This window comes from Aromatoleum buckelii (assembly GCF_012910785.2).
Lineage (GTDB): Bacteria > Pseudomonadota > Gammaproteobacteria > Burkholderiales > Rhodocyclaceae > Aromatoleum > Aromatoleum buckelii.
Window position 1 is genome coordinate 1,160,900 of the sequence record NZ_WTVH02000010.1, and the last position, 19,743, is coordinate 1,180,642.

At 65.6% G+C, this 19,743-nt stretch carries 24 protein-coding genes; 12 read left to right on the forward strand and 12 right to left on the reverse strand.

The genetic code is table 11. The features are described 5' to 3' along the window. Nucleotides 1-84 precede the first annotated feature (84 nt). Nucleotides 85-753 (reverse strand): acyloxyacyl hydrolase, encoded by a 669-nt coding sequence (locus GO608_RS16095; RefSeq protein WP_247003210.1) that lies wholly within the window; start codon nucleotides 751-753, stop codon nucleotides 85-87. A 379-nt stretch (nucleotides 754-1,132) separates the two neighbouring features. Here GO608_RS16095 and GO608_RS16100 point away from each other — a divergent pair, with 379 nt between their 5' ends. From GO608_RS16100 to GO608_RS16120, 5 genes are all read left to right on the forward strand, one after another. Beyond that, nucleotides 1,133-2,293: a hypothetical protein gene (locus GO608_RS16100; RefSeq protein ID WP_169198621.1), complete on the forward strand. Its 1,161-nt coding sequence runs from the start codon at nucleotides 1,133-1,135 to the stop codon at nucleotides 2,291-2,293. Between the two features lie 71 nt (nucleotides 2,294-2,364). Further along, a complete protein-coding gene (locus GO608_RS16105; RefSeq protein WP_169198622.1) occupies nucleotides 2,365-3,111 on the forward strand; it encodes a ferritin-like domain-containing protein in 747 nt (248 codons plus the stop codon). Between the two features lie 62 nt (nucleotides 3,112-3,173). Then, on the forward strand, nucleotides 3,174-4,040 hold the full coding sequence (locus tag GO608_RS16110; RefSeq protein ID WP_169198623.1) for an SDR family oxidoreductase: 867 nt from the start codon (nucleotides 3,174-3,176) through the stop codon (nucleotides 4,038-4,040). A 95-nt stretch (nucleotides 4,041-4,135) separates the two neighbouring features. Then, the gene (locus GO608_RS16115; protein WP_169198624.1) at nucleotides 4,136-4,480 is read left to right on the forward strand and encodes a four-helix bundle copper-binding protein; all 345 of its coding nucleotides are present in this window, start codon (nucleotides 4,136-4,138) and stop codon (nucleotides 4,478-4,480) included. Between the two features lie 225 nt (nucleotides 4,481-4,705). Then, nucleotides 4,706-5,500, forward strand: a complete 795-nt coding sequence (locus GO608_RS16120) for a hypothetical protein (RefSeq protein ID WP_247003211.1) — start codon at nucleotides 4,706-4,708, stop codon at nucleotides 5,498-5,500. On the opposite strand, the gene GO608_RS16125 is transcribed toward GO608_RS16120, so the two are convergent. The 5 genes from GO608_RS16125 to GO608_RS16145 are packed head-to-tail and all read right to left on the reverse strand — an operon-like array spanning nucleotide 5,479 to nucleotide 9,980. Beyond that, nucleotides 5,479-6,282: an N-formylglutamate amidohydrolase gene (locus GO608_RS16125; protein WP_169198626.1), complete on the reverse strand. Its 804-nt coding sequence runs from the start codon at nucleotides 6,280-6,282 to the stop codon at nucleotides 5,479-5,481. The two genes, GO608_RS16120 and GO608_RS16125, sit on opposite strands and share 22 nt — an antisense overlap. Continuing rightward, nucleotides 6,243-7,550, reverse strand: a complete 1,308-nt coding sequence (locus GO608_RS16130) for a carboxylate-amine ligase (protein WP_169198627.1) — start codon at nucleotides 7,548-7,550, stop codon at nucleotides 6,243-6,245. The genes GO608_RS16125 and GO608_RS16130 overlap by 40 nt, the downstream gene beginning before the upstream one ends. Beyond that, nucleotides 7,547-9,016 carry a RimK family protein gene (locus GO608_RS16135; protein WP_169198628.1) on the reverse strand — a complete coding sequence of 490 codons (1,470 nt, stop codon included), beginning with the start codon at nucleotides 9,014-9,016 and terminating at the stop codon, nucleotides 7,547-7,549. Before GO608_RS16135 ends, GO608_RS16130 begins: the two co-directional genes overlap by 4 nt. Continuing rightward, a complete protein-coding gene (locus GO608_RS16140) occupies nucleotides 9,013-9,750 on the reverse strand; it encodes a cysteine peptidase family C39 domain-containing protein (protein WP_169198629.1) in 738 nt (245 codons plus the stop codon). Before GO608_RS16140 ends, GO608_RS16135 begins: the two co-directional genes overlap by 4 nt. Nucleotides 9,751-9,767: 17 nt before the next feature. After that, on the reverse strand, nucleotides 9,768-9,980 hold the full coding sequence (locus tag GO608_RS16145) for a hypothetical protein (RefSeq protein WP_169198630.1): 213 nt from the start codon (nucleotides 9,978-9,980) through the stop codon (nucleotides 9,768-9,770). A gap of 153 nt (nucleotides 9,981-10,133) precedes the next feature. On the opposite strand from GO608_RS16145, the gene GO608_RS16150 reads away from it, so the two are divergent. After that, nucleotides 10,134-10,559: a CBS domain-containing protein gene (locus GO608_RS16150; protein ID WP_169198631.1), complete on the forward strand. Its 426-nt coding sequence runs from the start codon at nucleotides 10,134-10,136 to the stop codon at nucleotides 10,557-10,559. A gap of 107 nt (nucleotides 10,560-10,666) precedes the next feature. Here GO608_RS16150 and GO608_RS16155 read toward each other — a convergent pair whose 3' ends face one another. Beyond that, a complete protein-coding gene (locus tag GO608_RS16155) occupies nucleotides 10,667-10,825 on the reverse strand; it encodes a DUF3309 family protein (RefSeq protein ID WP_169198632.1) in 159 nt (52 codons plus the stop codon). 260 nt (nucleotides 10,826-11,085) lie between these two features. Between GO608_RS16155 and GO608_RS16160 the strand changes: the two genes are divergently transcribed. The 4 genes from GO608_RS16160 (at nucleotide 11,086) to GO608_RS16175 (ending at nucleotide 13,635) form a co-directional block, all read left to right on the forward strand. Continuing rightward, nucleotides 11,086-11,247, forward strand: coding sequence for a DUF1328 domain-containing protein (locus GO608_RS16160; RefSeq protein WP_041646618.1), 162 nt, complete (start codon nucleotides 11,086-11,088; stop codon nucleotides 11,245-11,247). A 76-nt stretch (nucleotides 11,248-11,323) separates the two neighbouring features. Then, nucleotides 11,324-11,701: a BON domain-containing protein gene (locus tag GO608_RS16165; protein WP_169198633.1), complete on the forward strand. Its 378-nt coding sequence runs from the start codon at nucleotides 11,324-11,326 to the stop codon at nucleotides 11,699-11,701. A gap of 190 nt (nucleotides 11,702-11,891) precedes the next feature. Then, nucleotides 11,892-12,197, forward strand: a complete 306-nt coding sequence (locus GO608_RS16170) for a BON domain-containing protein (protein ID WP_247003215.1) — start codon at nucleotides 11,892-11,894, stop codon at nucleotides 12,195-12,197. Between the two features lie 187 nt (nucleotides 12,198-12,384). After that, on the forward strand, nucleotides 12,385-13,635 hold the full coding sequence (locus GO608_RS16175; RefSeq protein ID WP_247003217.1) for a phospholipase D-like domain-containing protein: 1,251 nt from the start codon (nucleotides 12,385-12,387) through the stop codon (nucleotides 13,633-13,635). A gap of 72 nt (nucleotides 13,636-13,707) precedes the next feature. On the opposite strand, the gene GO608_RS16180 is transcribed toward GO608_RS16175, so the two are convergent. Together GO608_RS16180 and GO608_RS16185 are read right to left on the reverse strand one after the other, a co-directional pair. Next, nucleotides 13,708-14,889 (reverse strand): AI-2E family transporter, encoded by a 1,182-nt coding sequence (locus tag GO608_RS16180; protein ID WP_169198636.1) that lies wholly within the window; start codon nucleotides 14,887-14,889, stop codon nucleotides 13,708-13,710. A 12-nt stretch (nucleotides 14,890-14,901) separates the two neighbouring features. Continuing rightward, entirely contained in the window at nucleotides 14,902-15,264 is a 363-nt protein-coding gene (locus tag GO608_RS16185; protein WP_169198637.1) for a hypothetical protein, read from the reverse strand. Nucleotides 15,265-15,652: 388 nt separating this feature from the next. Here GO608_RS16185 and GO608_RS16190 point away from each other — a divergent pair, with 388 nt between their 5' ends. Continuing rightward, nucleotides 15,653-15,826, forward strand: coding sequence for a DUF1328 domain-containing protein (locus GO608_RS16190; protein ID WP_169117706.1), 174 nt, complete (start codon nucleotides 15,653-15,655; stop codon nucleotides 15,824-15,826). A 24-nt stretch (nucleotides 15,827-15,850) separates the two neighbouring features. On the opposite strand, the gene GO608_RS16195 is transcribed toward GO608_RS16190, so the two are convergent. Further along, nucleotides 15,851-17,398: an NAD(P)/FAD-dependent oxidoreductase gene (locus tag GO608_RS16195; protein ID WP_247003219.1), complete on the reverse strand. Its 1,548-nt coding sequence runs from the start codon at nucleotides 17,396-17,398 to the stop codon at nucleotides 15,851-15,853. Nucleotides 17,399-17,856: 458 nt separating this feature from the next. On the opposite strand from GO608_RS16195, the gene GO608_RS16200 reads away from it, so the two are divergent. Next, a complete protein-coding gene (locus tag GO608_RS16200) occupies nucleotides 17,857-18,132 on the forward strand; it encodes a hypothetical protein (protein WP_169198638.1) in 276 nt (91 codons plus the stop codon). Between the two features lie 67 nt (nucleotides 18,133-18,199). Here GO608_RS16200 and GO608_RS16205 read toward each other — a convergent pair whose 3' ends face one another. Together GO608_RS16205 and GO608_RS16210 are read right to left on the reverse strand one after the other, a co-directional pair. After that, nucleotides 18,200-18,829, reverse strand: coding sequence for a hypothetical protein (locus GO608_RS16205; RefSeq protein WP_211159392.1), 630 nt, complete (start codon nucleotides 18,827-18,829; stop codon nucleotides 18,200-18,202). Nucleotides 18,830-19,308: 479 nt separating this feature from the next. Next, nucleotides 19,309-19,707 carry a ChaB family protein gene (locus GO608_RS16210; protein WP_169198691.1) on the reverse strand — a complete coding sequence of 133 codons (399 nt, stop codon included), beginning with the start codon at nucleotides 19,705-19,707 and terminating at the stop codon, nucleotides 19,309-19,311. Between the last annotated feature and the right edge of the window lie 36 nt (nucleotides 19,708-19,743).

The window sequence follows — 19,743 nt, forward strand, 5'->3', positions numbered from 1 at the left end:
AGCGCCCTTCGACAAGCCTGTCCTGAGCCAAGTCGAAGGGCTCAGGGCGAACGGCTGTAACGGTTATATTTGATTACCGTCCTGTCAGAAGCGATGGCTGACGGTGAGCTGGAACACCTCGATGCCGTGATTCGGTTGCTTCAGCCCGGCATTCGAATAATGGCTCAGCCGCAAGCCCACTGACGTCTCGCCTTCGCCCCCGGCCCTGCCTCCCCATGCGACGCCGGCGCCGATGAGTTCGCCGAACTGGAAGCGGGTGGACAGGTTCCTGCGTCCGACTTTTTTTTCCGAAAACAGATTCAGGCCGAGGCCCGCCTCGAGATACGGGTACGCGCCGGTACGAATCGGAGAGATGCGGAACGTCGCGAAAGCGCCTCCCTGGACCGCTTTGTCCGAGTGGCTGCGGAGGAGGTTCAACTGAACTTCCGGGTGGCCGGAGATGCGCCAGTTCTTCCATTCGGTGCGATACCAGACCGGCATCAACCACTGCACTCCGACGCTATCGACCGAGTCGTAGCTTCCGGCCTGCAAAGCGACGCCCTGCGCCGCCGGGCACGCGGTTGCGGCCGCGAACAACGCCAGCCCGAAGGACATGCCGACCAAGCCGGGCGGTCGCCGCTCGGCCGTGAAGCGCCAGGGTTCGCCGCTTGTTGCCAGACAGCAGCGCGCCGCCGCCCTTGCCCGGAACCGGAAACCTTTCGGGATGACGCGTGGCATCGCGCCGGGGAGGGGGAGTGGCGAAATCGTTTGCACGATGACTCTCCTGTCCGTTGTTGTTGTTTGTATCGCGCAACACGGCGGCGACGACGATTCACCTTAGCAACCTCCTTGCCTGCGTGCCGAGAGAGTTGTTTCACTTGTCGACGTTGGCGCGCTGCAGGAGAAGCGGTGCATATTTCCTACTCGCGTCTGTAATTTCTACAGCAAGCGTGGAGAAAATTCCCACGACCGTTGCAGCGGCGACGGCGTGCAAAGAGAGGGACGTGGTCTTTATTCCCACGTTCACAGGGCGCGGCGCGGTCGACGACCCTGCTGATACCGTAGGCACGGGATTTGCACGATTCTCCCATGATGAGGCACGAGCCTCCCCGGCTCCAGCCTCCCGAAGTCTTATCGCCCGGAGGAAATTGCCGTGGACCTGCTGGAAAACAAAGGGGTGCAGATCGACAAGCAGTCTTTGACGTGGAAGGACATGGCGGGGAAGCCGATCAGCAAGCTCGACGACGAGGCTTTCACGCGCGTCCGCATTCTCCTGATGAACGCGCTCGAGCTCGACGCGCTGCGGCTGTCGCACATGGGGATGCGGATGAACAACGAATTGCGACAGTCGCTCGCCCAGATCCGCCGCATCGAGCAGCACCAGGCGACAGCCGTGAACTGGCTGTTGTCGGCCGATCATTCGCCGCTGGAGACGACGATCGCGTACGAACAGGTGGCCGTCGAAGTGACCGCAGCGGTCGCCCAGCGCGAGCCGGATCCGTATCTCGCTCAGGTCTACCGCTTCGGGCTGCTCGAGGATTTCGACCATCTCTACCGCTACTCGGCGCTCCTCGACCGGCTCGAAGGCAAGGATGCGAACAATATCCTGCAGGGCCATACCGACATCGCCCCGGGCCGTCCGACCGTCGAGGGACACCGGGCGCCGGTCGATGACCTGCGGTTACCCCACGGGCGTGACGCCACACTCCTGACGAAGCTGCACGCGACCCTGATCACCGCTGCCGAATACCAGACGCACGACTATTACATGACGATCGGCCCGATGTTCGCCGACCCTGTCGCGCGGCAGCTGTACGCGGAGATCGCGTCGATCGAGGAGCAGCACACGACACAGTACGGCTCGCTGCTGGACCCGCGGCAAAGCTTCCTGGAACTGTGGCTGCTCCATGAGGCCACCGAGGTCTACGGCTACTACAGCTGCGCCCAGTCTGAAAGCAATCCGCGCATCCGCGAAATGTGGGAGCGTTTCTGCGACTACGAACTGGGCCACCTGCATCACGTGTGCGGCCTGTTCAGGCAGTACGAGAAGCGCGATCCGGCCGAAGTGCTGGCGCGAACGCTGCCGGCGCCGCTCGAGTTCAAGAGCCAGCGCGACTTCGTCCGCGACGTGCTTGCGGCCGAAGTCGACCTGCGTGCGAACGGCGTCGATTTCGTCAAGCTCGCCCGTGAGAGTTCCCTATCCCGCGAGTACCGCCGCAGGATCAACGCCGACGGGTCGCCTTCGACGCGAGTGGCGACGGCTTATCACTGGACGTCGGGCACCGAACTCAACCGATCGCTGAAAGCAGCATGAACTCGACACGCGACATCCACCCGCTGCTGCGGTGGTTATTCGACGAACCTGAATGTGCGGAAGGAAGAATCATGGATGACGGCACCGAACCGGGCTTCAATCGCACCGGTGCGCAATCCTCGCCGCTGTCGGTCCACAGCATGCAGTTGTATGCAGATGAACGGGTGCCGGAGGAAGTGAGCGCTCCCGACGAGATGCCCGACGGCAAGGAGATGGCCGCCGTGCGTTGCGACTACGCGGTCGAAGCCGAACGCATCGGCTCGGTGCCGATGCCGGGCGTGCTGACCAGCGCATTCACCGCCGTGGTGTCGAAGCTCGGGGCGAGGAAGCCCGAAGTGCTGGTCGACAAGCTCGGCGAGCGGCTCGCCTTCGAGCGTATCGGCGTGCGCCTCTACCAGGCGCTGATCGACAAGGCGGCGGCACTCGCGACGCAGCAGCGGATGCCGTTCTCGGTCGACGATCTGCAGCGCCTGCGCGACGACGAGCTGGCGCACATGCACGTGCTCGCTTCCGCGCTCGATTCGCTCGGCGCGGACTCGACCGCGCAGACACCCGCCGCGGCGGTTTCAGCGGTCGCAATCAGCGGCCTGATGCAGGTTCTCACCGACCCGCGCACGACGCTCGTGCATTGCCTCGAAGCGATGCTGATCGCCGAGCTTGCCGACGATGCGAGCTGGGAGCTGCTGATCAGCCTGACCGCGGAAGCTGACCAGGACCAGTTCTTGCCCCAGTTCCGCAGCGCGCGCGACAACGAAAAGGCGCACGTGCGCCAGATCCGCGGCTGGCTGCAGACGGTCGTCCTCGGGGAAGCGCGCTGACCACCCGATGAATCGCAGGCCGCGGGCCGCGACGTGGCGCGATTCGCACGCGGAGACTTGCAATGAGCGACCAGACAACCGTTGAGCAGATTCCAGCACAGCACCAGGACACGCAGCCGGGGCACGAAGAGCCGATGGTGCCGCGCCCCGAAGACGAAATGAAGCATTACCGCGGCTCGGGCAAGCTGGCCGGTAAAGCCGCGATCGTCACCGGCGGCGACAGCGGTATCGGGCGTGCGGTGTCGATCGGCTTCGCGAAGGAAGGCGCGGACGTCGCGATCGTGTACCTGTGCGAACACGAGGACGCCGAACACACGCAGCGGCAGATCGAGGCCCAGGGGGCGAAGTGCCTGCTGCTGGCCGGGGATGTCGGCGACGAGGCGTTCTGCGCGGACGTCGTCGAAAAGGTGATCGCGAAGTTCGGCCGCCTCGACATCCTGGTCAACAACGCTGCCGAACAGCACCCGCAGGAGGACTTGGCGGCGATCTCCCGGGAGCAGCTGGAGCGCACTTTCCGCACCAACCTGTTCTCGATGTTCGACCTCACCCGTCACGCGCTGGCGCATCTGAAAGAGGACGCCTGCATCATCAACTCGACGTCGGTGACGGCGTACCGTGGCAGTTCGCACCTGATCGACTATTCGGCGTCGAAAGGCGCGATCGTGTCGTTCACGCGGTCACTTGCCCAGTCGCTTGCGAAGCGCCGCATACGCGTGAACGGCGTGGCCCCGGGCCCGATCTGGACGCCGCTGATCCCGGCGAGCTTCGAAGCTGAAAAAGTCGAGCATTTCGGCGAAAAGCAGCCTTTGGGCGGTGCTGGCCAGCCCGACGCCGTCGCGCCGAGCTACATCTTCCTCGCCAGCAGCGATTCGAGCTACATGACGGGGCAGGTGCTGCATCCGAATGGCGGCGAGATCGTCAACGGGTAAGGAGCAGTCGGGAACGTGACCGGCCGCGGTACGCCGATTGCAACGGCCCGCGTCACGGGCGGCACTGCCGCGCCTTTGCCAAAGGAGATTTTCCGATGTCTCAGCAAACCACGCTATCGCCTGAAATGCTGGCCTGCATCGAGCTGTGCCGGCGTTGCCAGATGGTCTGCCTCAGTATGGCGACCGGCCACTGTCTCGAGAAAGGCGGCCGCCATGTCGAGCCCGAACATCTACGCACGATGATCGTTTGCGCGGAGATCTGCCAGACGGCCGCGAACGTGATGGCGACCAACTCGACGCTGCATCGCCAAGTATGCGCAGTCTGCGCAGACATTTGCGATGCGTGCATCAGCAGCTGCCGCGACCTGGACGAGATGGAGGAATGCATCTTCGCCTGCGAGCGCTGCAAGAACAGTTGCGAAGCAATGACTTCCGTGTGAGGGCCGTAAGTAGAAGTTACAGCGCGGCGTAAGAATTGCGCTTCCGGAGTGTCACCCGACCGCCCGTTTTGGGGAGTTTCGCCTGCCCCGATAGGGTTTCCGCACGCGGTACGGATGTTGCTGATGGAATCACACGTTCGCTTGCGGACGGGCATTTCACCCTCACAAACGGAAGGACAGACCATGGAAATCAGATCGGAAACCAGAAGCGTGGACCCTGCACGAGTGAGCAGCGTAACCATCGAGCCGGAAGGCACTCCGCTGTACAGCATCCGTTGGAGTGCGATCATCGCCGGTTTCGCCGTCGGTTTGGGCGTGCATGTGCTGTTCGTCCTGATCGGCATCGCTGCGGGTCTTGCCGTCGTCGGCGCCGGCGAGCGGCCGGAGGGAGAGAGCATCTCGATCGCCGCCGCGACGTGGAACACCGTCAGCATGCTGATCGCGGCGTTCATCGGCGGTTACGTGGCTTCCCGCTCGTCGGGCCTGCGGCGCACTTCCGACGGCATGTTGCACGGTGTGGTGTCGTGGGGAGCGACGATGCTGTTCTTTGCCATCCTCACGGGTTCGGTTACCGGCAACGCGCTCGGTGGGATGTTCGGCATGGCGGCGAATACGGCGACGACGGCGGCAGCTTCGGCAGCCGGAGCGCCCGGCGACTCGGCCGTAGGCGAGCTGTTGTCGAGCCTCGAACGCGGTGACCGCGCGGCAGCGGTCAATATCCTGCAGAACCGCTTCGGCATGAACCCGGACCAGGCCAACCGTGCCGCCGAGCAGGCGTTGGCGCTGACGGGACGTTCGCCGTCCGGAGCCGATGCGCAGGCCGGCGGCGAGCCCATCGACGTCGCTCAGACTGCGTCGGCGGCAAGTGCGTGGCTGAGCGCGGCGATCCTGCTGTCGCTCCTGGCCGGCGCCGGTGGCGGTCTCCTTGGTGCGCGCGGTGCGCGCCGCCCGATCGTGCCCGAGCGCCACGAACGTCACGTGTCGGCGACCCCGCGTCGTCATGTGCCGACTGCGGGCTGAGCGCGTTTCTCAAGCTCCAGCGCCTCGGCGAGCGAGGCGATGATCGCAGCCCGCAGCGCGCGCCACTCGGCGCGCCCGGGCGCGACATGCCGCTGATTGACTTCGAGTTCGATGCCGACGTAGTCGGCGGCAGCGTGGTGGCGCCGCATCCATGCACATAATCCGTCGGATTTTCCGGGGTAGGGGTAGTTGCGCCGCACTTTCACGTGCGGCGCGCGCGCCTGAAGCGCCGCGATCCAGCGCGCGCTCAGCGCCACTTCGCCCGGCCGGCCCGGATCGTAGAGGATGCCGACATCGGCGTTGCGCACGACGCCGTCGAGCACCGGCGTGAAGCTGTGGCTCGAGACATGGACGACCCGCTGTCCGCGGCCGATCGAGCCGGCGACGAGTTCTTCGACTTGGCGCCGGTACGGCAGGTAGTGGCGGGCGCGGATGTCCGCGCGGACGCCGGGGGGCGACGCGGGAACCCATTCGGAGTGGAGTTTGGGATGGCCCGGGCTGCGGTTCAGGTCGACGAGCAGGCGCGTGGTCGTCGCCGCGACGAGCGGCGCACCCAGCCTCCGCGCCAGCTCGCGTGCGACGGTGAGCGCGCCCGGATCGTAGCCGCGGTGGCTGGCGAGTGCCGCCTGCGCCGTCGCGAACAGCTCGCGGTAACGCGCCGGCACGCGGTTGCCGCCGTGCTCACACGAAACGACGAAAGCGACCCGGCCGTCGCTCCCGGCCGCATCCGCTGCCGCGGACGCTACGCGGTCCCCTCGAACTGGCGGTTGTCGCGCAGGCATTCGCCCAGCTCTCGATAGATTTCGCGCATCTGCAGCCGGCCGGCGTCCTCGCCGAGCGCGGCGACGATGCGGCGGGCGAGCGGGCCGCGCTCGAGGATCAGCTGCAGCGGTGCGTGCCAGCGCGGCGCGAGCCGGTCCTCGGCGACCAGCAGGTCGATGACGCGCGCCCATAGCTCGTGCGCCCGGCAGGGGCCGCAGTCGAGCCCGAGTTGCGCGAGATAGCTCGCGTCGTCGATCTGTGTCCGCTCGGCGTCGCACAGGCACGCGCGAAACGTCCTCACGAGGGCAGCGGTGCGAATCGTGGCGTCGGCATCGGGAGCGGAGTGGTACGAAGCATAGAGACGCTGCACCAGGGCCGCGGTCACGGCGGCGATCGCCAAGTCTGCCTGCGGGCATTCCTGCACGTCGAGGACGCGGATCTCGATCGCGTTGCGCTCGAAGCGCGGGATCGCCGCGCGCACGTTCAGCCATTCGTGCTGCAGCACGCCGCCGTCGCCGTATTCGGCCGCCTCGCGGTACATCGGGGCGAGGATCTGCGCGCGGTATTCGGCCGGGGAAGCGCTCGGGCGCGGAATGCACTCGCCGATCGACGAGGGCAGCTGGCGCTGGTGGTCGCGATACACTTCGAGCCGATAATCCATGAAGCCGGTCAGGTGCCCGTCGGCGATCGGCGAGCTAGCGGCGAGCGCCGGCAGGATCGGCAGCACCAGGCGGATGGCGGCGTGCAGGCGCGCGAACTGTTCATCGTCGCCGAACGGCAGGTTCAGGTGCACGCTCTGCAGGTTTCCCCAGCCGTGGCGGCGGCAGTCGAAAATGCGGTCGTAGGTGCTGTAGATCGTGCAGTTCTCGTGCGTCCACAACCGGGTTTCGGCGTGCGGGTCCATCCACGGATGCATGCCGCCGGGCAGGAGCTGCGCGCCGTGCCGCCCGAGCAGCGTGTTGATCGCGGTGATCTCGGCATGGAAAGCTTCGGGCAGCGCGTCGAGGGTCGCGGACGGGACGCGATTCTTGACCTCCAGCACATGCAGCGCGAGCTCGTTCGACCATCCCATGTCGCCCCGCACGACGTCGGCGGCAGGATGTCCGGCGCCGAGGCACAGCAATTCATCCGCGATCGGGCGGACGTCGAGTCCGTCGCGGTCGACGATCATGTATTCGATCTCGACGCCGTAGCCGCCGAACGCATCCAGCACCGGGGCGCGGCTCTCGCCGCTCTGCCCGGCACCATGCGGGCTCGTGCGGACGTGGGTCGGGTGTTCCGGACTCATGTCGGATTTCCTCCACTGCGGTCCTGTTCCAGGCGGCGCAGGAACACGCCCATCACCTCGCGATAGAGCGCGTCCTTCAGCACCCCGTCCTCGTTGCCGGCGTCGACGTTCGGGTTGTCGTTAACCTCGATGATGCAGCAGCGATTGCCGCTCTGCTTGATGTCGACGCCATAGAAGCCGTCGCCGATCAGGTTCGCCGCCTGCAGCGCGATCGTCACGACGTCCTCCGGCGCTTCGCCGATCGCGAGCGCTTCGGTCGGGCCTTCGTTGCGGCCGGTTTCGCTGTTGTGATCGATGATCTGCCAGTGGCCATGCGCCATGTAATATTTACAGACGAAGATCACCCGTCCGTCAAGAATGCCGACGCGCCAGTCGAATTCGGTCGGCAGCCACTCCTGCGCGACGATCAGGTCCGACATCTCGAGCAGTTCGGCGACTTTCGCGCGTAGTTCCCTTTCATCGCTGACCTTGTCGACGCCGACCGAGAACGAACTGTCCGGCTGCTTGAGCACGCACGGCAGCGCGAGCAATGGGACGATCTGGTCGATGTTGTCGCGGTGGATCAGCAGCGTGCGCGGCGCCGGCAGGTTGTGGTGGGCGAGCAGCTCGGCCAGGTACACCTTGTTGTTGCACTTGAGGATCGAGTCGGGGTCGTCGATGACGACGAGCCCCTCGGCTTTCGCGCGCCGTGCGAAGCGGTAGGTGTAATGGTGGACGAAAGTGGTGTCGCGGATGAACAGCGCGTCGAACTCCGGCAGGCGGCCGAAATCGCCGGGCAGGATGAACTCGGGCTGCATGCCGAGCGCAGTGGCGGCCGCGGCGAACTTGCGCAGCGCTGGGGCGTTGGACGGCTGGTGGGCTTCTTCCGGATTGTGCAGGATCGCGATGCGAAAGCGCCGCGCGGCGCTCTGGGGGCCGGTGCTGCGCCGCGCAAAGTGCCGCGCCGCGGCGTCGAATGCGAACTGCCGATGCTCCGGCGGGATGTCGTTGATGCCGATGAGGTCGATCGAGCGCGTCTGCCAGTGGCCCTTGACGCGCTCGAAGCGGGCGCGCAGCAGCGGCACCTGCAGCAGCTTGAAGAGCTGCCCGGCGAGCACGTTGTAGCGCTGCGCGACGTTCAGCCCGAAATACACGCTCAGCTCGAACTGCGCGGACTTCAGCGGCGCGAGCGTCTGCTCGACGAGCTGTGCGAGCTCGCTCGTCAGCACCTGTACGAGGTTTTGCGACTGCAGGTCCTCGATCGTGCCGGCGGGCGGCCAAGGCCGGTGTCCGCGCGCCTCGGCGAGCAGCGAAACGTAGTAGCCGAGCTTCTGGTAGTGGAACGACTGGCACAGGTTGAACACGCGGGCGGAGCGGTCTTCGCCGTAGGCCGGGTCGGTCAGGTAACTCCGGGCGGGAACAACCGGCGGGCCGCTCTCGCCCAGCGGCCAGTCGTCGGGGTCTTCGACGACGATCAGTGAATTCACGGCAGCTCCGGGTCGGCAGACGTGGGCTTGCGCGGCGAGATCACCAGTAGGTTCGCGTCGTGGGTGACGATGCCGAGAAGTATCGACGCGATGACGCGGTCCATCCGGATCCAGTATTCGCGCATGCCGCCGTACGGATGGGGGCCATACGGGTCGGCGACGAGCAGCCGGCGTGCCGGCCGGTCGTAGCCCGCGATGATGACGAAATGCCCGGACGGCGTGCCGCGCACGTCGTCCGGAATGTCGTTCGGGCCGAATTCCCGCGCCGTGCGGTACAGGAACGTCGAGCTGAGCCCGGTGATGATCGGATGGCGGCGACGCAACAGCCCGCGCAGCATCGGCGGCGAGAGGTCCGTGAACCGCAACCGGCCGCCGAGCCGCAGGAAATCGAGGTAACCCTCGGTCGCGTGCAGCAGGCGCGGGTTGTCCTTGACTTCGCGCTGTGCCTGCAGCCGCTCGGCAACGTCCAGCTTGTCGCGGAACCACGTCGGGTCGAACACGGTGAGGTTGTACGTGTAGATCGTCGCTTCGAAGCCGTTCGCGAGCGCGTCGCAGGCGAGGAACACTGCGTAAGTGCCGCCATGGACCAGCGCGCGCGTGCGCCTGATCACCGCATCGAGCGAGATGTCCTCGCCCCAGTACCGATACACCGCGTGCAGGCAGGTCGGCCCGCAAGTGGTCTCGGTCGGCTGGGGCAGGAGGTCGACGTTCAGTCGCAGCGACGCCGGCAGCACGGATTGCGAGCCTCCGGTCAATAGCCCGAGTGCGGCGGCACGGTCGTGCCGGTGATCTCTTCGACCTCGCCGGGCTCGGCGGGCGGCGAGGAACGCTGCTTCATGGAAATCGGACTGCGATAAGGGACGGGCAGGCGCCGCACGCGTGCGCGCATGCGTGCCGGGTCGAGGAAATACAGGGCGCTGGCGCCCAGGGCAAGAGTGCCGATCGCGATCAGGGCTGATTTCATTATGAGTTCCAGAGGGAAGGGAAGGTATCGTCAGGAGAGGCAAACGTCATGCCCGCCCGCACGGGCCTCCTGGAGCTGCCGGAGTTCCGGGCCCCGTTTTTGCATTGTGTAGGGACGCAGGCGGTGCCTGCTTCCTGATTGAGGAGGTGAATCATGCAAGTAAGCGAGGCAATGACGATGGACGTGCGAATGCTCGATCCGGAGCAGACCATCGAGGACGCAGCCCGCATGATGGCGGAGTGGAACGTGGGAGCACTGCCGGTCAACGATGGCGAAAAGCTCATCGGCATGGTGACCGACCGCGACATCACGGTCCGCGCGGTTGCGAGCGGGAAGAGTCCCGACACCCGCGTTCGTGACGTCATGACGAAGGAAGTCAAATACTGCTTCGAGGACGAGGATATCGCTCACGTTGCCCGCAACATGGGTGACGAGCAGATCCATCGGCTGGTCGTGCTCGATCGCAACAAGCGGCTCGTGGGGATCGTTGCGCTTGCCGACATCGCAAACACCGAAGGCGCCGAGCCTGCGGGCGAAGCGATATGCGGCATTTCGGAACCCACCGGTTCCACTCACTAATGGGCTCCTTGGAGCCTGCGCTGGCACGACGAAAAATCGCGCCGCAACACGAAACCGGACCCTCGAGAGGGTCCGGTTTTCATTGGGCGTCCGGAGCGCTCCATGCTCTATAAAGCGCCGAGCAGCACCAGCACCAGAAGTACGACCAGGATTACCCCCAGCAGTCCGCTCGGACCGTAGCCCCAGGAACTGCTGTAGCCCCAGGTAGGGAGCGCGCCGATCACCAGCAGCACCAGCAGGATGAGGAGTATCGTCGATAAGGCCATGATCGTCGTCCTTTGAAGGCAGGCGGCTCACGCCGCGGTAATCACGACAGGCAGCTTCCGTGCCCGGAACGCCTCAAGCGGTGCTGCAGCCTCCCGTCCGGGGGACGCGTTGGTGCATGTAAGCGTTACAACGTCGGTGGCGATCATGCAATTTTCCCGGATGTCATTTACGCCATGATGCTGCCGCGCTCCGGGCACGCGGTTTGCCTCCTCCCTGTCGTCAGCGGGAAATTCCCCCTGCGCATGAATGGAGGTGTCCCATGTTGTATTACGCAGCGATATTCCTCGTGATCGCGATCGTCGCCGCCCTGTTCGGGTTCGGCGGAATCGCAAGCGGTGCAGTCGGCATCGCCAAGATCCTTTTCTACATCTTCCTCGTTATCGCAGTGATCTCCCTGATCCTCGGGATCATGCAGAAATAGAACGTCGCGCCTGCGCTCACCGCAGCGCCGTTGCGGTGGAGTGCGCGGAGCGCGGACATCGAAAGGAGGTCTGCTCATGAAGCTTCGATTCCCGATTCTTGTTGCCAGCCTGGGCCTTGCGGCCCTCGCAGGATGCGACGACCGTCCGGCCGAGCCGGGCACGACGACCGGGGCGGCGCCTGCCACCGCGGACACCACGGAAAGAGTGGAGACGAACGCCAACCGCGCCGGTCAGGCGGTCGACGACGCGGTCCTTACGACGAAGGTCAAAACGGCGCTGCTCGCCGAAGAGGGGCTGGACGCGGGCTCGATCAGCGTCAGCTCGGAAAACGGCGTCGTGACGTTGAGCGGGGCCATTCCGGCCAACCAGATCACGCGCGCCGACGCCGTTGCCCGCAAGGTCGAAGGCGTACAGGAAGTGGTCAATGCGCTGAAGGCGCCGCCAGCGTCCTGACCCCGATATCGGCTCCTGTCATGCGCGAGCACGAAAGGACAGCGGCCGGCACTAGTTGCTCTTGCCGGAATTTCGGCGAGGCGAACGCGGCGCTGTTCGGCGCCGGGTAAGCGTGAAAGGTGTCGTCGTTCCGGCGATGCCGGTGATTTCCCAGAACGGAGGACCACAGAAAATGACAAGCAGAAGAACAATGCTGACTGCCGCTCTCGCGGCGCTTGCCCTGCCCGTCGTCAGTGCATGTGCGGGTCGCGGGTCACGCGAATCGACTGGCGAATACATCGACGATGCGACGATCACGACGCGCGTGAAAGCCGCACTGATCGACGACCCGCAGGTCAAGGCGCGCGAGGTGAACGTCGAGACCTCCCGGGGTGTGGTGCAGCTGAGCGGCTTCGTCGCGCAGTCCAGTGATGCGGAGCGTGCGGTCGAGATCGCGCGCAAAGTCCCTGGCGTCAAGTCGGTCAGGAATGACATCAGGGTCAAGCCGGCGTCCTGAACGCTGCTTCGGAAACGCTTCCTTCGACCGCGGGCGCGAATTCTTCGGGAGCGGGTGGGGCGCGCTGTCTGTTCCATTCGTGCTCGCGGCCTGCGTTACGGGTCCCGCTGTCGACACCGTAGCGCCACCTGCGGCGCGCGCTTCGCCGACCTCGGTCGAAGTTCGCGTCCAGCACGCGGACGGCGAGGTGCGCACGCATTCCTCGCCCAGGCTTGCACAACAGCTCGAAGCCGACGGGGTCGGCAAGGAGCTGCTCGTACACCATCTCGCGCATGTCGAGGACGTCCTCGCAGCGCCGCTGGTCCTCGGCAACGACGCACACCTCCTGATCGACGGCCCGGCGACGTACCGGGCGATGTTCGAGGCGATCGAGAAAGCGCGGCGCCATGTCCATCTTGAAACCTACATCCTCGAGTCGGGCGAGCAGGGCGACCGCCTTGCCGGTCTGCTTGCGGCGAAGCGGCAGCAGGGCGTCGAAGTTCGCGTCCTGTACGACAGTGTCGGCTCGCTCGAAACCCCTCCCCGTTATTTCGAGGGACTAGCCGCGGCGGGCATCGCAGTGTGCGAATTCAACCCAGTCAATCCGCTGAAACTCGCAGGCGATCCGCGACTGAGCCTCAACAACCGGGACCATCGCAAGCTGCTGGTCATCGACGGGCAAGTTGCCTTTACGGGCGGCATCAACATCAGCGGCGTGTATCGCGCCGGTTCGTTCGGCAGCAAGCGACGCGTCCCGACGCGCGACGAGGGATGGCGCGACACGCACGTGATGGTGCGGGGGCCGGTCGTGGCGCAGTTCGAAGAACTGTTCAACGACGCATGGCGCGACCAGCGCTGCCCGGCTCCGGTAGTGCGGCAGGCGAAAAACCGCCTCACCGAGCCCGTCGGCAGCATGGCGATGCGCCTTGTGGCCGCCGATCCGGTGTCGGAACGCAGCGAACTGTACGTTGCGCTGATGTCCGCACTCGAACATGCGCGCGAGCGCGCGTGGCTGACCTACGGATATTTCGTGCCGGACGAACGCACCCTGCACTCGCTGCGCGACGCGGCGCAACGGGGAGTCGACGTGCGGCTCGTGCTGCCGGGGTTCAGCGACTTCTGGGCGCCGTTCCACGCCGGTCGTTCGCATTATCAGGACTTGCTGGGTGCGGGGGTGCGTATCTTCGAACGGCGCGACGCGCTGTTGCATGCGAAGACTGCGGTCATCGACGGGGTGTGGTCGAGCGTCGGCTCGACGAATCTCGACTGGCGCAGCTTCGTGCATAACTTCGAAGCCGATGTGCTGGTGCTCGACGGCGTGTTCGCGGACGAAATGGAAGAGCTCTTCAGCCTCGACCAATCTGCCTCCCATGAAGTGAGGCTCGAGCAGTGGAAGGATCGCGGCGTGCGGGCCCGGCTGCTCGAATGGCTTGCGCGGCGCTGGGAGTACTTTCTGTAGCCAGCCTCCTGTAGCCGGCCTCCCGCAGCCGGGCGGGAACGGAATGTTTCGTAGCCGCACTCGGCAGAACGGTCAGCTCCCGGGAGGCCCCGTTTCCTGCGGCGGCAGCGACGAGAGGGTCGGCTCCTGCGTCCCCGCAGACGTTTCCGCATCCTCCTCGACGTACAGCATGCGCACCAGCACCAGCGCGATCGCCGTCAGCGGCGTCGCGAACACGACGCCGAGCGCCCCGAGCAACGCGCCGAGGAGCACCTGGGCGCTGATCGTCAGCGCGGGTGGCAAGTGCACGCTGTACTGGTCGATCAGCGGCGTGACGACGTAGTTTTCGGCGGCCTGCACGGCAAGGAAGAGCAGCAGCACGTAGAACGCGTCGCTCGGGCCGGTCGCGAGCGCGACGAGCAGCGCGGGCAGCGCGGCAAGGATCGGGCCGAGGTAGGGAACGAAATCGAGCACGAAGGCGATCAGCCCGAGCGCAAGCGCGAGCTGGATATCGAGCAGCCACAGGCCGACGGTGACGCTCAGGCCGACGACCGCCATGCGCGCGAACGTGCCGATCAGCCACCAGCGCATCGTCGTCGTCACCGTATCGAGCACTTCCCGGGCGCGCGAGCGGGCGTGGGCGGGAACCAGCAGCAGCAGGCCGTGCCGATACACTGCCGGTGCCGCAGCGCCGTAGAGCCCGATGAACACCGCGATCAACCACCCCCCGATGGCACCGATCGTCATCGAGAATGCGCCTCCCAGCAGCGTGGGCCAACTCCCGTCCTCGGGGAGCAGCGCGCTGAGGTTGCGCTCCGAGAAGAGGATCCGCCCCCACTCGTAGCGGTAGACGCCGTTCAGCAACTTCTCCCATGCCAAGTGCAGGCTGGGCCCGAGCTGATCGAGCTGGGTCGCCATCTCGTTGCCTAACAGGACTCCTCCGACGACCAGCACCGCGGCGAGCGTCGCGAGCACGATACCGAACGACACTGTTCCGGACAGGCCGGTGAGGGCGCTCACGCCATCGCTGAGCCCGCGCAGGAACACCCCGACCAGGATGCCGGCGAACACCAGCAGCAACACGTCGGCGATGGTCCACACCAGCAGGCCGAAGACAACCAGCAGCAGAACCATCGAGACGATGACGATCGAGCGGTCCGCACGACGGGCGTCTGCGTCACGCGTGGGTCTCGGTGGCGTGGGCAGGGCAGCTTCGGTCGGTCGGGCGGCAGCGCGTGCGAGGCGGCGCGCTGGCGGCGTGTGCCCGGGTTTCAAGCGGCGGCCTCGTCAGGCGCGAATTTTCGCCGGAGTTCTCCAGTCGAGCCCCGACGGGACCCCTCCATGCGACACCGAAAGAGGAGTCGACGCGGGAGCGACCGGCGCTCGCTCGCCGGGCGTGCCCGCGTCGTCCTCCGGCATGCCGACGACCTTGGCCTTGAATTCGCGCCTGCTGTCCGGAGGGCGGACGGTGAGCGTGTGCCGGTCGCTGTCAGTATTTCCGACAAACATGTCCGCACTGATGATGAGCCCTGCCACCAATCCGGTCGGCAACTCGGGCAAGGCCACGTCGCTGTGGCGATCGTGCGGCGAAGGCAATTCGTCGCCCGAGCCGGAAATCATCGCTGCGCGCTCCGGTTTTGCCGCGCTCATCCAGGCCTGCTGCGGCCCCTGCGTTGAGGGCGAAGGGATTGTCCGATGGATCGTTTCGCCCGCCAGCGCCACGCCGATGACAAGACCGGCCCCGGCAAATGTCGTTATGATTTCCCCTAGCATGACGTCGTCTCCGCTAGAACTCGTCGTACCAGTCCGAATGCAAGCTCCATGCCTATCGGCGAAGCACGTTCAATGGGTACGGCGTTTGCTGCCGGTTGCGGTACCGGGCGGGACGCAAGTCGTGCTGCCGATGCGGGCGAAAGGCGGAAAAACTTCCCGTCGGCGGGTAATTCCTCCCGGTTCTCCCGTTCAAAAAAAACGAAAGCAGTGTCGTCAGTGTCGCGATTCCCGGATCGCTCCCGATCCGCCACTAGGAGTAAACAAAATGATCAAGTGGGCGATCATCTTCTTCGTCATCTCCGTCATCGCCGGCCTGCTCGGTTTCACAGGCATCGCGGCAGGAGCCGCGGGCATTGCGAGAGTGCTGTTCTACATTGCGCTGGCGATCTTCCTCATCGTCCTGGTGTTCGGCGTTTTGCTTGGCGTGCTCGTGTTCTGAGCCTCCGCGCGGCGCCGGCCGCGCTCAGTGGAGTTTCATGCGCGGCCGCGCACGCCGCGGCAGCCATTCGCCGAGCGTCATCAGCAGCGTCCGCATGCCACCGAGCAGGACCGTCAGGTGGCGGCGGTACAGCATCCAGTAGCTCAGGCGCGCGAACAGGCCGCCGATACCGCTTCGATCGCCGCCCGCATCGCCTCCGGGCGCTTCGTTGCGTACTGGCGACAGCGCGCCGGGTTCGCGGTAGCGGAACGGGATCAGCGATTTGCCGGCCAGGCGGCGCTCCAGCGAACGGGCCAGCAGCTTCGCCTGCTGCTGGGCGGCGCGCGCGAGCGGAGGTGCGAGCGTCTCGCCTTCGGACGAGACGCAGTTCGCGCAGTCACCGATGGCGAAAATGTTGTCGTCGCGGAAGGTCTGCAGGGTCGTGCGGACCAGCAACTGCTGCCGCTCGTTCGTGTCGAGAGCGCCGAGCGACGCGAGCACTTCCGGCCCGCGGATGCCGGCCGTCCATACGACCAGGTCCGCAACGACGACCTCTCCGTTGGCAAGCAGCACACTGTCGGGTCGCACTTCGGCAACGCGGCGGTTCAACCGCACGTCGATGCCGCGCCGCACCAGTTCGCGATGGATGCGCTCGGCAGCTTCCGCCGGAAGCGACGCGAGCAGCCGGCCCGTCGCTTCGAGCATGCGAATCTTCACCGGCTCGCCGGCCTGGCGCAGCAGGTACCCGCACGAGGCGATCTCCTCGACCGCGCCGGTCAGTTCGTCCGCGAGCTCGACCCCGGTCGCGCCGCCGCCGACGATCACCAGCTGGACTGGCCGCGGGGCGCGCTGGGCGGCGCCGGCGCACAACGACAGCAGCCGGCTGCGAAAGTGCTCCGCGTCCGCCACGCTGTTGAGCGAAATTGCGTGGCGCCGCACTCCCGGTGTGTCGAAGTCGTCATCGGTGGCTCCGATCGCGATTACCAGCGTGTCGTACCTGAGCTGCCGGCGCGCTGCCATCTCGATGCCTTCCTCGTCGACGAGCGGCGCGAGCCAGATTTCGCGACGGTGGCGCACGAGCCCTTCGATCCGCCCCGGATGAAAGCGGAAATGGTGCTGTCGCGCCTGCTGCAGGTAGTCGAGCGCCTGTTCGTGCGGGCTGCGCGTGCCCGCCGCGACTTCGTGCAGCAGCGGCTTCCATAAATGGGTAGGCATCGGATCGACCAGGACGACTTCGGCTTCGCCACGCCGGCCGACGCCGTCGCCGAGACGCGCTGCCAGTTCCAGCCCCCCGGCGCCGCCTCCGACGATGACGATGCGGTGTGACGTGGTGTCGGCGCAGGCGCCGGGCCAGGCCGGGTTCGATGTGGGTTTGTCGCGCCTTTCGTCATCCTCGGGCAGAAAATCCTGTCCCGGGGTGCCGAGGAAATACGTGCGCGGCGCGGCGCCGACCATAGAGGTCTGCATCGCGTCGGGCCACGCGGCGAACGGTGTCGGCGAGGACGCTGGCGACGCGCTCAACAGGGCGGGGCCGAGAAGACGTGAGGCGTGCGGAAGTGAGGCGTGCGGAAAGTTGGCTGCCAGTCCCGTCATCGCTGTACCTTAGGGGAAATGATTGTAATTCCGTCCCTTTGGCAAGACGTGTTCCTGCAGCCCGGGAGCGCGAAATCGGGACGCGCAGGAGGTGCAGGATCCGTTTCGGGAAATACGTCGTCACCACGCAAAAAGTTGCGAAATCAGGCGGAAATACTGGTTTTCATGTCTTGTGACAAAAAAATGGTAACGGTACTCTAGCCCCAAGTTGGGTCTTCGGTCTGGGGTATATGAGAGAAGCTGGCTCGAATCCTGCTGGAACTGAGTATGAGCCGGCGCTCCCGAGCCGGCCGCACGATGAATCAGCGCGTTTGCTGTGGGTGCGCTCGCGAGGGCCAATTCACCGGTCGCCGTGTAGACGCAGGTCGTGGTGCGAGTGAACGCCGAGGACCATTATGCATTGTTCAATTTATTGCCTGATCTCCCGCCTCGAAGAACTGCAGCCCACGATGGCGAGGATGACGGACGCCGGTGTACCGAGCGAAGACGTGACGATGGTTTTTCACTCGGGCGGCTACTGGCTGTCGCGCAAGGCCGATGACACGCTGGACTTGGGTCCGTCCGTGTGGGAGGCCCCGTTCGTTTCGATGGCGTTGTGGTGGGAACTCGCGACCTTGGGTCTGACCGGAGGTCGGGCGGAAGCGCCTCCCCGTCGCAGCTGCAACGCCAGTCCGGCAGTAGTCGTTCCGCTGACGACGTTCGAGCAGCGGCGGATGCGAAAGCGCGGGAATTAACCCGCGCTCCCCGTTTTCAACACCCGGTGGCACGCTCCCGCCATTTTCCAGGAGCGTGCCACGGTGGTCATGCGGCCTTGTGCGAACGTGAACCACGCTCGGAGCGTGTTGCCTCCTCGCTGCCGCGGGACATTTCTTCCCGCGCTTCCTCGCCTGCTTCACGCGCCTCTTCAGCGAATTCCTGACCTTGGCGCCGCGCCGCTTCGGCGTGGCGGCTGGTGAGTTCCCGGCTGCGTTCGAAACCTTCCCGAACCGTCGCCCGGAACTGTTCACCACCTTCGCGCAAGGTTTCACGCGTCGACTCGCTGAGGGAATCCGTCGCCATTGCAAGCTCATCGGCCTGCTGGCGTACCAGTTCCTTGAGATCGTCGAGACTTTCGGTCGCCTGATGCTGCAACTCCTGCAAGCCGGTCTGCCACGCTTCGGTCAGATCCATCGTCTGCTGTTCCCACAGGCGCCCGAGATGGCGCTGAATCTCTCCGGCGGTGCGGTTCGCGTGGCGATTCGATTGCAGCAGCGTGTCGGTCGTGGTCGAAAACAGGCGCTTCGCCCGCTCGTCGGCCAGCTCGAAGAAATGTGAATAGTCGGGAAAACCCATCGCCGACAGGGCGCGAGCCTGCGCGCGCATGAAGATGCGCGCGCTTGCCGCCTCCATGTCGTACAGCTGGCCGAACCCGCGCAGCGTCGTTGCTGCCATGTCCACCGATTCCCGCCCGCGACCGCCGGAGCTTTCCTGCCGTCCTTGCTGGCGAGAGGATTCAGCATTCATCTCCTCGTTCCTCTGCTGGCGTACGTCTTCATTCTGCCGACCTGGGCGCTCCGCCGTTTGTCGACGAGGGTCTTCATTCGTTTGCCGTTGCTGGGCCATCTGAATACTCCTGCACAGAGTTGAAAGATGCGAAATGGCCGTAATCCGGCCATTTCGCTGCTGGTCACCCTCGCTTCCGAAGGTTGCTGTTGCATAGCAACATCGAGGCCCGTTTTGGGCAGGAGCGGGAAATGTGTCCCGATCCGGTGCTGCGCCCGGGATCGGAGGTGATCGAGGAATTGCGCGTCGTGGTTCGGCAGGCGAGCTTTCGTGAAAAAGATACAGCTCGCGGAAAATCCTACCCGCGCGGCCAGCGCATGCACCAACCCGTCGCGCGCATGCGCGCGCGACGAGGGCAGGCCGACCCCTCAGTCCTGCTTGGAGGCGATCGCGCGCGCCAGCTCTTCCTTGGTCATGCGCGAGCGTCCGCGGATGCCGAGCGCCACGGCACGCTCATAGAGCTCCTGGCGCGTATGCCCGAGGACGTCCACGCCGCCGAAAGTCTCGCCTTTGGCGCGCTTGCCGCCCCGGTCGGCAGTGCTGCGGCGGGCTTGCGGGTCGGACGGGCCGGGTTTCGCCTTGGCCTCCCAGTGGTCGCCGACTTTTTCGAAGCTGTGCTTGAGCGCCGCGATCGCCGTGCGACTCGCGCGCTCGCCCGGACCGTATTCTTCCTCTGCGCTCCTGAGAGTCTTCGCGTAAGTACGCTGCGCTTTCGGCGGGGAGCGCTTGAGCGTGCCGGGCAGTTCCACGTGTCGATTCCTGGGCATCTCGGGTTCCTCCTGACGTTCCTGGCGGCGCACCGT